Source organism: Bdellovibrio bacteriovorus (assembly GCF_001592735.1).
Lineage (GTDB): Bacteria > Bdellovibrionota > Bdellovibrionia > Bdellovibrionales > Bdellovibrionaceae > Bdellovibrio > Bdellovibrio bacteriovorus_D.
The window spans coordinates 81,254-93,826 of sequence record NZ_LUKE01000001.1 but is presented as its reverse complement, the minus strand read 5'-3'; the positions used below and the strand labels follow the sequence as shown (position 1 = coordinate 93,826).

General features: G+C 45.3%; 11 protein-coding genes. 6 read left to right on the top strand and 5 right to left on the bottom strand.

Annotated elements, in window-relative coordinates:
* The first annotated feature begins 153 nt into the window (after positions 1-153).
* Entirely contained in the window at positions 154-1,245 is a 1,092-nt protein-coding gene (locus AZI86_RS00420; RefSeq protein WP_061833123.1) for a hypothetical protein, read from the top strand.
* Between the two features lie 2 nt (positions 1,246-1,247).
* Here the strand turns inward: AZI86_RS00420 and AZI86_RS00415 are convergent, their stop codons facing one another.
* The 3 genes from AZI86_RS00415 to AZI86_RS00405 all read right to left on the bottom strand — a co-directional run bounded on the left by AZI86_RS00415 (position 1,248) and on the right by AZI86_RS00405 (position 2,854).
* On the bottom strand, positions 1,248-1,733 hold the full coding sequence (locus AZI86_RS00415) for an RrF2 family transcriptional regulator (protein ID WP_061833122.1): 486 nt from the start codon (positions 1,731-1,733) through the stop codon (positions 1,248-1,250).
* The gene (locus tag AZI86_RS00410; protein WP_061833121.1) at positions 1,730-2,206 is read right to left on the bottom strand and encodes a carboxymuconolactone decarboxylase family protein; all 477 of its coding nucleotides are present in this window, start codon (positions 2,204-2,206) and stop codon (positions 1,730-1,732) included. Before AZI86_RS00410 ends, AZI86_RS00415 begins: the two co-directional genes overlap by 4 nt.
* 96 nt (positions 2,207-2,302) lie before the next feature.
* A complete protein-coding gene (locus AZI86_RS00405; RefSeq protein ID WP_061833120.1) occupies positions 2,303-2,854 on the bottom strand; it encodes a hypothetical protein in 552 nt (183 codons plus the stop codon).
* Between the two features lie 95 nt (positions 2,855-2,949).
* Between AZI86_RS00405 and AZI86_RS00400 the strand changes: the two genes are divergently transcribed.
* The 3 genes from AZI86_RS00400 to nhaA all read left to right on the top strand — a co-directional run bounded on the left by AZI86_RS00400 (position 2,950) and on the right by nhaA (position 5,782).
* Positions 2,950-3,237 carry a hypothetical protein gene (locus tag AZI86_RS00400; RefSeq protein ID WP_061833119.1) on the top strand — a complete coding sequence of 96 codons (288 nt, stop codon included), beginning with the start codon at positions 2,950-2,952 and terminating at the stop codon, positions 3,235-3,237.
* Positions 3,227-4,387, top strand: a complete 1,161-nt coding sequence (gene chrA / locus AZI86_RS00395) for a chromate efflux transporter (protein ID WP_216635879.1) — start codon at positions 3,227-3,229, stop codon at positions 4,385-4,387. The genes AZI86_RS00400 and chrA overlap by 11 nt, the downstream gene beginning before the upstream one ends.
* A gap of 210 nt (positions 4,388-4,597) precedes the next feature.
* Positions 4,598-5,782, top strand: a complete 1,185-nt coding sequence (nhaA, locus tag AZI86_RS00390) for a Na+/H+ antiporter NhaA (RefSeq protein ID WP_061833118.1) — start codon at positions 4,598-4,600, stop codon at positions 5,780-5,782.
* Here the strand turns inward: nhaA and AZI86_RS00385 are convergent.
* Positions 5,779-7,755: a M16 family metallopeptidase gene (locus AZI86_RS00385; RefSeq protein ID WP_061833117.1), complete on the bottom strand. Its 1,977-nt coding sequence runs from the start codon at positions 7,753-7,755 to the stop codon at positions 5,779-5,781. The two genes, nhaA and AZI86_RS00385, sit on opposite strands and share 4 nt — an antisense overlap.
* A gap of 228 nt (positions 7,756-7,983) precedes the next feature.
* On the opposite strand from AZI86_RS00385, the gene AZI86_RS00380 reads away from it, so the two are divergent.
* Both AZI86_RS00380 and AZI86_RS00375 read left to right on the top strand, forming a co-directional pair.
* Positions 7,984-9,417 (top strand): hypothetical protein, encoded by a 1,434-nt coding sequence (locus AZI86_RS00380; RefSeq protein ID WP_061833116.1) that lies wholly within the window; start codon positions 7,984-7,986, stop codon positions 9,415-9,417.
* Positions 9,418-9,493: 76 nt separating this feature from the next.
* A complete protein-coding gene (locus AZI86_RS00375; RefSeq protein WP_061833115.1) occupies positions 9,494-9,958 on the top strand; it encodes a hypothetical protein in 465 nt (154 codons plus the stop codon).
* On the opposite strand, the gene AZI86_RS00370 is transcribed toward AZI86_RS00375, so the two are convergent.
* Entirely contained in the window at positions 9,955-12,351 is a 2,397-nt protein-coding gene (locus AZI86_RS00370) for a response regulator (RefSeq protein WP_061833114.1), read from the bottom strand. The two genes, AZI86_RS00375 and AZI86_RS00370, sit on opposite strands and share 4 nt — an antisense overlap.
* Between the last annotated feature and the right edge of the window lie 222 nt (positions 12,352-12,573).

The window sequence follows — 12,573 nt, the reverse complement described above, 5'->3', positions numbered from 1 at the left end:
TTTCCTTTTTGCTCAAAAAACCCCAAGCATTAGACACGCCAACGCCCTTTTCGGCACAGTCTCAAAGCGAAACATCGAAATCCACCACAGATGACCCCATGGACCCGATTAACAGCATACTTCTTGCTTCTAAGAACGGTAACCGGAGGCTCCATGTTTCGCCCAAAATCCCTGCTTAGCTTTATTTTAGCTTTTTCAAGCTTTAGCTCAAGCGCCTGGGCGCAAGCCACCTTCGGGGCCGAGTTTAATTTTACCAATGACCTTATCGACCGAACGGCCCAAGGCAGCTATGTGAACAGTCCTGAAAGCGAAGCGGCCCGGGATCGTATGATGAAAGCGGTTAGAAACGCTTGTGCTAATTGCTATATTCAAGCCAAAGAAAACGGTTACGGTGTTAAAACTTATCGCGTCACTTATCCCGATGGTTGGTACTTTGATATCGCGACCGACCCCGCGGTGGTTGAAGTTCAAACAAAACCTTCAACCGTTGCGGAAATCAAATTATACCAGGATCGCATTCAAAAACATATTTTTGATACGGCGGCGTCGGTTGATTTATTGCCGGCTTCAGAAATCATGGGAACACACTGGGCAGGCAGTCACATCCATATTGGGGCAGTATCAGCCCTGGGGGATGGCGTTGCGGCGGTGAAACTTTTAAAGAATTTTATGGTGGATTTTTCTAACCATCCGGAACTTGCGATGGGTATTTTTTCTGCCGACCGGGCGAATGCTCCGCCGTTGGGAATGTTGCCGCAAGCCCAGCGTGATGCGTTTGCGCAAATCTGTGCGGATGTCGATGCCGGTAAAATTAGATCCATCAATACTTTTGCCAGACGCGTTCGTAAAGAAGTTTATAATGTCACGATCATGCAGGATTGGGCACCTTCTACTAAGTACCAGGCATTTAACGTCAATCGCATCGGAGACCGAGCTTTTGATTTGCTTATTCAGACATTTGAAATCCGCGCAATGCGTGGGCAAGAAAGCAGCTTGGATTTTTTAATTCAAACCGAACTTTTAGAGGCACGTATCAAACACATCCAATCACTTGGAAAATCTATCGAGGTTAAAATTCCTAACGTGTATATGAGCGAAGAAGCCAAGGCCGAGGCGTTTTACAAGTATGTCACCGAAACAGGATTGGCCTTTGATCCCTATGTGAAGTTTTTAACGCCAGCTCAACGGGTGTTCTTACCAGGCATCATCGCGCGAACACCTTCATTGTGCCGCCGCATTTTTTAAGATCAATGCTCCTCAATCCACACTGCGAAATTCTTCATGGTTTCCTTGCTAACCCCATCGGCAAGATAATCAGTGATATCAGAAAGTTTTCGTTTACGAAGCGATTGCCTCCAGGCTTCGTCGGCTTCGTGCATGACGGCGGCGATACCGCATAGGCCTGAAAACTTGCGGTCGGACTTTGCAAGGCAGGGATTGTTTCTGCGGATTTCGTTGCATTTAAAAGTTTTGGTCGTGCCTTCTACCGCTTCAACCACATCCAAAAAAGAAATCTTATCCGGGGTTTTTGCCAAGCTGTATCCACCATAAGGGCCGGAAGTGGTTTTCACCAATCCGGCCTGCGATAATAGTTGCAAACATTTTGAAAGATATTCCTTAGGAACTCCGTGAAATTCGGCGAGGGCTTTTGAATTTAACAGTTTGCCCTCAGGGACACTCCCTAAGATCATGATGCAGTGAAGGGCCCACTCGACCTGATTTCCTAAAATCACGAAAGATTCGCTTTCTCCAGGCCTAAAACTTTATCTCTTTCACCTGGGACTGATTTGAAGGTCGCGGCAAAGCGATTGAATAAATTAATAAATGCGATTTGCATATTAAGATCTACAATCTCCTGATCGCTAAAGTGCTGTTGCATTTTTTGAAACAACTCATCAGAAACCGGCCCTTGATTAATTAAAGTCACCGCTTTGGTCCACTCGAAAGCGGCCTTTTCTTTATCCGAAAAAAGCGGGGACTCTTCCCACACGGGCACATGGTAAATTCTTAGCTCGCGCTCGCCTGCAATTTTAGCTTCCTTACAATGAATGTCCACGCAAAAAGCGCAGCCGTTAAGCTGAGACGCATAAATCTGCACCAGGCGCATGATGGTCTGATCGACAGAGCTTTTTTTGCAGTATTGATCCAACGCTCCTAAGTGTTGAAAGGCCGGCATAGCAAGGGCGAAATAATTAAGTCTTGGCATTTTGTCTCCATTTCTATCTCGGATAATTATTGTCCGAGATAGAAATTTTGTCAATACGTTAGATTGTTATTGGCTCGCGATGATACACAGGCAGGACTAAGTGCAGGTAATGAGCTCACAATTTGCCACGTCAATCTCCTGCATCGCTAGGACGTGCATCGTATGGCTGTACCAAAACAATCGTCGACCCTTGGCGGTGTCGGATGTCCAAATTTCAATCTGTTTTGCAGAGACTTCGGTTTGTTCTGCATAATCAGACTTTTTAAACGCCCAAAACTTTTCATTTTCTGGTTGGTAGTTTTCATAATCAAAATTAAAGGACTGGTAACAAGCGGTGGTGTCTTCAGTCAAAAGATCCACCGGGATCTTGTAGACTTCGATTTGCACTGCGGGGCGGGTCGCAGGATAAAGTCCTTCGGCGCGCCAGGTATCCATGACGAGTTGTGGATGGATCGGGGAGATATGAAGGACGTCATTCCATAGGCAATTCAGTAAAGGAATTTCTCGGCTAAGAAGGCGTTCGCGGCCTTTGTATTTTTTGACGTGCTCTTCGTACACGGCCGGGTGCTGGTCTTTCAATCGGTTTAAAGGAAAAAGGCGATCACCAAACATGCCTTGAGGCTTAAAGTGGTAAACATACGGGGTCATGAAAACTCCTTTTAATGCATTTTTAAAGGAGATAGACTCAAAAACAATGCGCCGCGCATATTGCAAATAAAACCAAGCCAGGTATATTACCCCGCATGCAAGCATTCAAAGCCGAAGCCACAAAACTTATTAAGACGCATTTAAAAGAACTTAACGCCGCAGCCGAAGAGCTGGGTGGGGTTTTTATAACAGGCCTTGAAGGCTGTGTGGCCGTGATCGGCGCGGAAGATTCTAAAAAGAAAGTCATCTTTAAAACGAGCTTTGTCAGCGACAACGTAAACCAGTTGTTAGATGCTGAAATCGTGGTGCAGGACATTCTGGAAGAAGAAGGCATTGAAGCGATTTCAGAATTTGATTTCAATCTGGCGATCGGTGCGCACTAATACGAAAATTTTAAAAGAATTATTTTGGCTCTTTTTAAAGCTGGGCACCACCGCTTTTGGCGGTCCGGCGGCGCACATTGCGATGATGCAAAATGAAGTGGTCGTTCGGCGCAAGTGGCTCAGTCAAGAAGAGTTCTTAGATCTTTTAAGCGCCACCAATTTTATTCCTGGCCCAAACTCCACTGAACTTGCGATTCATATCGGCCACAAACGGGCCGGATGGCGTGGATTGATCGTGGCAGGTGTCGCATTTATTTTTCCGGCCGTCATGATCGTGTCCGCCGTTGCGTGGGTTTATGTCACTTACGGAAATCTGCCGGCTTTACATTCCATCATGTATGGCATTAAGCCCGTGATCATCGCCGTTGTCCTCCAAGCGATTTGGAGCTTAAGTAAGTCCGCAGTTAAATCCGGCTTTTTAGCGGCTTTAGGTGTGACCGCCATTGTTTTAAATGCCGCCGGGGTCGGGGAGCTTACGACCATCTTTGGCGCTGGTGTTATTGCTGGCGCGTTTTATTTATATCGAAGCAAAGGGGCTCTTTCAGGTTTTGCATTTATCCCGGGAAAAAATGAAGGCACGCTGGCGGCGGCGTCGCTAGCTGTTTCATCAGCGGCTCTCTTGCCATTTTCAAATGAAAAACTTTTTTTATTTTTTCTGAAAGTCGGATCGGTTCTGTTTGGCAGTGGTTATGTGCTATTGGCTTTTTTAAGAGCTGATTTGGTTGATAACTGGCATTGGTTGACCGAAGCCCAATTGTTAGACGCGGTGGCGGTGGGACAGTTTACTCCGGGGCCGGTTTTTACCACGGCGACATTTATTGGTTACGTTTTATCCGGTCCCGCGGGCGCAGTCCTTGCCACTTTAGGAATATTTTTTCCGGCCTTTTTTTTCGTGGCGATATCAGCTCCCTTCATACCGCGCTTGCGCGCATCGCGATTGGCTTCGTCAGTTCTTGATGCCGTCAATGTCGCTTCTTTAGCGGTCATGACAGTGACGGCCTTTTTCTTGGCAAAAAGTTCGGTCATTGATGTCACCACGGCTCTTTTGGCATGTTTCTCTGCAATATTATTAGTGCGATTTAAGGTGAACTCGGCTTGGTTGGTCCTTGCAGGTGCGATCATCGGATTTGGGATGACAAATTACCTCTGATCAGCCATAATATGACTAATTGAATAAAAGGGTTTTGACTTATCCAAGTCAAAAGTAAGTTCGATGGTAGGGTCGCCATTTTATAAAAAAATGGAGACTCCTATGCCCGATATTAGCGCCAAGCTGATTCCGCTTCTTTTTATTATTATTCCCGCTATCATATTTATCATTCTTTTTATCTTTCTTGAAAAAAGAAGAAAGAAGTAACTTATGCGCCGTTCAGTGATTAAAATTGTGAGAAGACCCATCGAGACATTCTTAAAAATGGAAGCGTCATCAGGAATTATCCTGGCGATGGCCGCGGTATTGGCTTTGGTGGTCGCCAATAGTTCTTTGGCAAGCACGTATTTTGATTTTTTAAAAATGGATATCTTGGGCCTTAGCCTGCAGCATTGGATCAATGACGGTTTGATGGTGATATTCTTTTTTGTGATCGGGATGGAGCTAAAAAAAGAATTTGTCGCGGGCGAGTTGAGCTCTTTAAAAAAAGCGGCTTTACCCATGGCCGCCGCTGTGGGCGGAATGCTGATTCCGGCCGCGGTATATTTAATCTTTAATCTGCAAGGGGGCGGCGTTACGGGTTGGGGAATTCCGATGGCAACAGACATTGCGTTTGCGATCGGTATCTTAAGTCTGTTCGGCAAAAGAGTGCCCTTGGCGTTAAAAGTTTTTTTATTAGCGCTGGCCATCGTGGATGATCTGGGGGCTATTTTAGTTATTGCCATATTCTACACTCATGAAATCCGTTTTGCAGGTTTACTGGGCGCGCTGGTTATTTTTGCTTTTGTTTTTGGCGCGCAAAAAAGTGGGGTTAAAAATTACTTCTTTTATGCCGTCCTTGGAGTCATCGCTTGGGGATGTGTTTTGTATTCCGGCGTTCATGCAACCATCGCGGGGGTGCTGTTGGGGCTTGCCACACCGCTGACGTTTAAAATTTCTAAAGACTATCAAGCGACTTATTCACCCCTGGATCAACTGGTGCACTGGCTGCATCCGTGGGTGAGTTACGCCATCATGCCGGTATTTGCCTTTGCCAACGCGGGAATTTCCCTTTCGGGTTTTTCCATGTCGGAAATGGTGAGGCATCCAGTTCACTTAGGAGTATTGTTGGGACTGGTCGTCGGGAAGCCTTTGGGCATCGTTCTTTTTTCAAGAATTTTCGTGCAGACGAAATGGGCCTCATTGCCGCAGGGCGTGAATTGGTCGCAAATGTTGGGACTTGGATTTTTGGGCGGCGTGGGATTTACCATGGCCTTATTTATCTCGGCCCTGGCATTGCCTGAGAGTATTGAGGTGTATTCAAAAACAGGCATTGTTTTTGGCTCTTTGGTGGCAGCCCTCATCGGAAGTGTGATTCTATTTTTTGCGTTGCCACGAGATCAAATCAAGCCTTAGGAAGCTTTTTGCAACCGGTCCAGGGACGGTTGTGGTTGCATAAGGCCTTTAAGCTCTGCCGCCGCCTTGCCCGCATCATTCATGCTAAAGTAGTAGGCCTTGCCATTTTTTAAGGTGATCGCCAGTCCCTTCTTCCAAAATTTCGGAGAGAAGTTATAAAAGCGATACTTGATGGCCCAAAATAATTTGAGTGATGGTGAAGTGATTAAACGTACGTCTTCGACCTTAGAAATTTCGCTTAAAGGAATTTGTTGAGAGTAATAAGTCACACTTTTAATCCACAAAGCTTGATCGTGAACCATGAGCTTACGGGGCATCAATGAATACACCCCTTGAGCGACGGCCAGTAGCGCAAACACTGAAACCACAATGTAAAGGTACTGACTGGTGAAAATATGCTTTTGCATAAAATCTTTTTCAAAGGCCAGATCCACTAAGTATTGAACATGCAAATACATGACAATCGCGATAGCAAATGCAATTCCTTCTGCGATCTTAATGGAGGGGTAAGCGACCTTACGCACCCATCGAATTTTGTCGTGTTGGAATTGTTGTGTTAGCAAAGCCCGGAAACCCATAAAAATAAATACGAGCGAAAGAGCATATAAGAGATACTGATCATAATGGAAAAACAATGGCGGTTCTGTCAGCGACTCGTACTTCATTTCGGGGACGAGATGCTTTGTTAATATCTGATTGTATTTTTCTGGAGTCATCGTGAGAAGAGCCGCATAAGGTGATTGAAAGCTTCCAAAATCAGTCAGTTGATCGGCATAGGCTTTAGCTGTTTTTAACATATCCTCAGCCTCTTTGCCGCGCAGATTGTATTCAGAAACTGCCAGGTTTAGCGCTTCTTTCACGTGCGCTTCAGAGACTTTGCCGTTACGCCCTTCATCGAAATAATCGCGGGCGATCTTTAAATTCTCTTTAAAGAACTCCTTCGGCGTGACAAAACTTACAGAAATATATCCCGCCCCGCGGTGCATGTTATTGCTATCATACGCGGTGTAAGTTTGACCTTTAGAGTTGCGGATTTCTTTCATCATCCGGTGGGCAAGATAGCTTGAAAAGGACTCAAGCACGGCGGTCTCTTCTGCCGTTGCACCCCAGATTTTAGATCCTAAGGAGACGTTGGGCTCAGGACTAATAGATGTGCGAACGTAAGGGGACTTGCGCGGGGAACCTGTAGGTAAGGGCGGTAAGATTTTCCCTTCTGTTGCCTGCAGATAGCGCCAATTTTTATCGATTTCTTTTATGATCTGCGCGCGGTCAAATTTGCCGGCAATATAAAGCTTCATGTTTTTTGCATAGTAATAGTCATGATAGTGATTTTCGACTTGTTCAGCTGTTAACTTGCGCGTGGAAAGCTGTTCTTGCAAAAGGGTATAGTCTTTATTGCTGGGATAATTAAATTCAGACTCCCAAAAGCCCTTTTTATCTAAGTAAGAGGGGCGCAGTAGTGACCACAGACTAAAACCAATAGTTTCCTCAATTGGACTGGGGCGTCCCCGTTCTAGCTCTATGGTGGACTTTTCTTTTTGAACGTATCGATCTTCAAAGTTAGGCTGCAAAATCATTTTGCTGAAAGTTTCAAAAAGCCAAGTGCCTTTGGCTGCGGGGATGGAGCCAAAGTAAGCCGTCTCTCGATAGTTTGTAGAACCATTCGCACTTCCGCCAGCTTCTTTAATAAGCTGTAGGTAACTCATTTCATCGGCAAGATTTTTATCGCGAAACAAAACATGTTCTAGTAAATGAGATACGCCAATAAGATCGCCCTCTTCGGCTTGCGTACCTACACCCACCTCTAAGCGTATCGACGTTAAGGTGGCTTCTTTGCTGGGGGCTAAGAAGATTTGCAATCCATTTGGCATTTGAATGTGCTCAACGGCAGCAAAGGGGTCCGTGGCGAAGGCAGGTGGAGTTAATGATAGTAAAAGGACGGGCAAAATAGAAAAGTACTTAATGTTTATCATGCTATCTTTTCGGGTCTTAAAATGAGGGAGTTAATGCCGAAGTTGTAAAACTATAAACAAAATTAAAGCTAGTTGTTGAGAAACTTGAAAACCCAGACCTTCATCCCAAGAAAAAATATTCAAGAATTTTAATAATTGGAAATATTCTTCGCAAGGCTGAATATTCAGCCTCAAATCCCGATAAGTTCTCTGTTATTAGTAAAGACTTTTTAACTTAAGGACGTTGTGGTGGACTCTTCGGGCGGCAGCGAAAATAAATCCTTATTAATCATCAAGTCTCAGGCGCAAGGCTTGACGGGCGTAGAGAACTTTTTAAAAAACCGCGAGTGGAAACTCTTTTCCACCATTGCGCTCAAAGATGCTCTGGCCTATATGGTGCAAAATCAACCGGCCTTTGTCATGATCAGTGTCGATCATCCCAATAAAAAAGTGCGCAAACTTGCAAAGGTGTTACCGCAAGCATTTCCCTGTTGCGTGATTATGTTTGCTGAACAGACGATTCCGGCTTCTATTAAAGCCTTAGCAGAAACTCGTGCCGAGTATATGTTAAACCCGCCGGCGACGGGTCCTGCGGTCGAAAGAACCGTCAATAAATTCTATAAAGATCAATCACGCAAGCTTGCCGCTGGCCAAAACTTGGAACGCGGTAAATTTGGTGAGAGCGAAGAGAAAGTCATCAGCATCAAAGGTGAAAACGTCAGCGCGCAAAGTCTGCTGGCGCAGTTAATGGGTGATGATGTTGATAACGGTGGTTCCTATTATGATCCTTCGCATGTCGGACATTACAATCCTCAAGCGGGGGGCCGTCAAACTCAAGGGCCGCTTCATCACAACTCCCAAGATCCCAATGCAGGTAAAAATAAACCTCCCGGATATCGTCCACCCCATGAAGGGCTCAAGCAAGGTGGATACCTTCCTTCGGATGATGAGCTTTCACCGACAACAAAAAATCAACGCGATTCGATTATTTTAAAAGGAACCAAAGAGGCCTTAGAGAAATCGGTCGTAAGAGGCGCCAAAACCACAGAGGAAGTTCAATTTATCGAACAGGCTAGCAACGTGGCCTGCATCGTGATTGAATCCACCCGATTTTCGGGGTATCTGGTCGCGGCGATGGCTCAAGATAGAAAAATGGATGAAAAGTTTATTGATCGTGTCCGCGAAAAATTATTTAAATTCCTTTCGGATAATGGGGAGCAAGTCGATAACGGCAAAGACACCATGCAAATTAAAATCAAGCAGGTGCCGTTTGAAGATTGGGCCGTGGAGTGTGCCGAGTTTTTAAGAAAATCCGTTCACAACGGCGAAGAAGTTGCCATGGCATTTTTTCCCCATGCCGATATCAAGGCTCACTTTCAAGAATCCGCTAGCGAAATGATGCTAGCGATTTCTTTGGGGGACATCAAAGCCGATGAATCCGTTGAGTTTAATCTGTATGTTTATTTAGAGCGCAATCAGAAATACGTTTTGTACACTCCGCGAGGCGGGAAAATCTATCAAAAGCAGATTGATAAGCTCGCAGACCAAGGGGTTAGGCACGTGCACATGTTTAAAAGTGATGTGCAGGACTTCAATAAATACCGAGCGCAGAACTATTTAAACGGCAAAATCGAAGAATATCAGGCCGCGGCGGAGGGCTTGGCGGTTAAGGAGGCAAGTTAAGCTTGTCGACGGATTGCGTTAGTCTAGGTGACGCTTTCGTTTTCTTCGCTCGTATTTTCCTGCTAGCATTTTTGTTATGAATTCTACATTTAAAAAAATTATTGCTGTTGCGTGTGTCTTACTTCTTCAACCTGTTTTAAATCCAGGTTCGTTCGCCCACGCCCGAAAAAGATCTCCACCGAAAGCATTTAGTTTTATTGCTGAAGGCGGCAAAGCCTCTCAAGGCGAATGCGACGGGGAACGTAAAATTCCAAGACTTAAACGCATTAAAGAGTTCAATAAATACTCTTCATACATGGGCTCTGAACTTCAAGATCCTGAATTAAAAGGAAAAATCGAAGGAGAAATGTGGAAGCATTTCTTTAGAGCTAAAGCTTCCTGCAATTCGGTCTTAGCAAAAACGCCTTCGTCCCTGGAGGAAGAAAAGAAGAAAACCCCTAAGGTTGAACTTCCGCCCGATGACGAAGCGGACGACGACGCACCTCACGCGGCTTCCGAAGACGCTGATGCAGACACCGAAGGAAAATCTGACGCGCCTTAAGCCGATCGGCTCGCGTCGGCTTCAATTCGTTCAAACCATTTAGTAAGAACGGCGCCCACTTTTTTAAGATCTAAGGGCTTTGAAAGATAATCGCTCATCCCGGAATCAAGGGCGCGCTGGCGATCGGCCGGCATTGCATTGGCGGTCATGGCGATAATAGGGATCTGGTTATTCGGGATAGACTTATTGGTGCGAATAAAATGTGTCGCATCAAAGCCATCCATTTCGGGCATATTGCAATCCATTAAAACCAAATCATAGGGACGATTTTGTAAGGCTTCGATGGCCTCTTTGCCGTTAGCGACGACGTCAGCGCGGTAACCCATCTTTTCTAAGATTTTACTGATGACTAATTGATTCACCTGATTGTCTTCAGCCACCAAAATGCGCCAAGCTTTTGTCGGCGTATTTGGGACCGGGGCGGCTTCCGTGGAAGAGGTCTGAGCATTCAATCCCTTTGGCACCACAATCGTAAACCAAAAATTAGAGCCTTTGCCTTCCTCGGATTCTACACCAATAGAGCCGGACATCTTTTCAACCAACCCCTTACAAATTGATAGACCTAAACCTGAGCCTCCATAGCGTCTTGTCGTCGAGGTATCTGCTTGCACGAATTCTTGGAAAAGACTTCCGATTGCTTCTTGAGAAATCCCGATACCGGTGTCACGCACATCAAAGCGCAATTGAACCTTGTCACGCGGTAAGTCCTGGGATTTCACATTCAGGGAAATCTCTCCTTCCGGGGTGAATTTAATCGCATTCCCGATAAGATTCATCACGATCTGCCGAATGCGCCCGGGGTCGCCATTAATGAGGTGGGGCACGCCTGAATCAATATTTAAATTTATTTTCAAATTTTTTTGGCGAGCGGCAAAACCAAAAGACTTCATCACATCTTGCAGAGTACTGACCAGGCCAAAATCAACGTTTTCAAATTCCAATTTTCCGGCTTCGATTTTAGAAAAATCAAGCACGTCGTTCACCAGACGTAATAACGATTCACCGGAAACTTTGATGGTATTGGCATAGTCGCGTTGTTCGGCTGAAAGCTGTCCATCCAGCAAGATCCCACTCATTCCTAAGATACCGTTTAAAGGGGTGCGGATTTCGTGGCTCATGCTGGCTAGGAATCTTGATTTAGCTTCGGTTGCGGATTGCGCCACGTCTCTGGATACCGTCAGTTCGCTCTTAGTTTTTTGCAGGTCGCGGATGGCCGCATTCTTTTCTTCGAATTCGCGGGCTTGCCCTAGGGCTGAAGACAATAATGCGGTGATCACCGAAATTGAATTTGCGGTGTCTTCGTCAAAATAATGAGCCTTAGCAGAATAATTTTTCAACACGCCGATGTTTTGACCCTGGTATTGTAAAGGAGATACAATCATGGATCTTAAGTTCACGCGACGGCACGCCTCACGGTCCACGCGATTGTCGATTTCGGAATCATGACAAACTAGCGTCGCGCCCATTTCTAAGCATAAGCCTGAAAAGCTGTTGAGGCGATTTACTTTCATCCCCAGAAATCCCGTCGCAGCTCCGGCGACATGGCGATAAATGAGATGATCACCTTCATGAATTTCGATTAAAGAACCGTCGGCCTGAGTAAGATCTAAAGAAAGCTCGGCAACTAGGTTCATTAAAGAATCAGAGTTAAGCGGAGCCGTCGCAATTTTATTTTGCATCTCGATCATTTTTTGCGACATCTCTCGACGTTTTTCTAAGGCCAGGTTCGTGACCGCACGTTGTCTTTGATTGCTGTCTAATATCCAAGAAAAGATGATCACCAACAAAATGGCAAAGGCACTTCCGCCTAAAACTACATACTTGGCGCGCTCAATAATGAAGTTGATTTTATTGGTATAAGCTTCAATTTGTCTTTGCTGTTCTTGTTCCATCGTTTGAAAGATGGTTAGGATCTTATCGGCTAAGGCTTTACCTTCACCCGTTTCCACCAAATGCAAAGCCGCGCTCGCTTTACCGGCATGCTTAAGTTCAATAGTTTTTGCAAGTTCCGCCCATTTTTTGTGAACAAGGTCTTTGGCTTCGGTGAAGCGTGCGGTTTGCATGTCCTGTTTTTCAAGGTGCACGGTCAATTCTTCCAGTGCCGCGGGAACCCTTTTTAACGAGTCATAATAGGGTTCAAGATACTTTCTTTCGCCGGTAAGCAAATAGCCCCGTTGGCCGGATTCGGCTTGAACTAAAAGATTAAAAAGAGTTTTTAACTTAAAGGAGTTTTCGCGAGCTTCAGTTCGAGAGTCACTGACCGTGCGAATATCTTGAAGTCCTTTTTGTACGAAGAAACCAATAAAGATCAAACCGAAAATAGCGGAAATAAGGCCCACCACCAAACGTCGATCCGATTTACCCGCAATGCTTCCCTTTTTTTCAGAATTCATTGATGCATTCCCTCGCCCATTTTTCATTCTTATGATGCTCATCTTTTTATCGGTTTTTGACGCGAGTTTTCGAGGCTGGATTATTAGGCTGGATTAAACCAGATTTAGAGGAAAAAACTCGCTCTTAGGCGAGAATTCCAGGACCTTTTGGCCCAACACGTGGCGATAGGCTCCCTTAGTTTGTGCGGCGAGTTGTCTGGCGACAGATTAAACAAGATTTTG

Coding starts and splice junctions, on each gene's coding strand:
- AZI86_RS00420 (WP_061833123.1), top strand. CDS start 154: ATGTTTCGCCCAAAATCCCTGCTTAGCTTTATTTTAGCTTTTTCAAGC.
- AZI86_RS00410 (WP_061833121.1), bottom strand. CDS start 2,206: ATGCCAAGACTTAATTATTTCGCCCTTGCTATGCCGGCCTTTCAACAC.
- AZI86_RS00405 (WP_061833120.1), bottom strand. CDS start 2,854: ATGACCCCGTATGTTTACCACTTTAAGCCTCAAGGCATGTTTGGTGAT.
- AZI86_RS00400 (WP_061833119.1), top strand. CDS start 2,950: ATGCAAGCATTCAAAGCCGAAGCCACAAAACTTATTAAGACGCATTTA.
- nhaA (WP_061833118.1), top strand. CDS start 4,598: ATGCGCCGTTCAGTGATTAAAATTGTGAGAAGACCCATCGAGACATTC.
- AZI86_RS00385 (WP_061833117.1), bottom strand. CDS start 7,755: ATGATAAACATTAAGTACTTTTCTATTTTGCCCGTCCTTTTACTATCA.
- AZI86_RS00375 (WP_061833115.1), top strand. CDS start 9,494: ATGAATTCTACATTTAAAAAAATTATTGCTGTTGCGTGTGTCTTACTT.
- AZI86_RS00370 (WP_061833114.1), bottom strand. CDS start 12,351: ATGAATTCTGAAAAAAAGGGAAGCATTGCGGGTAAATCGGATCGACGT.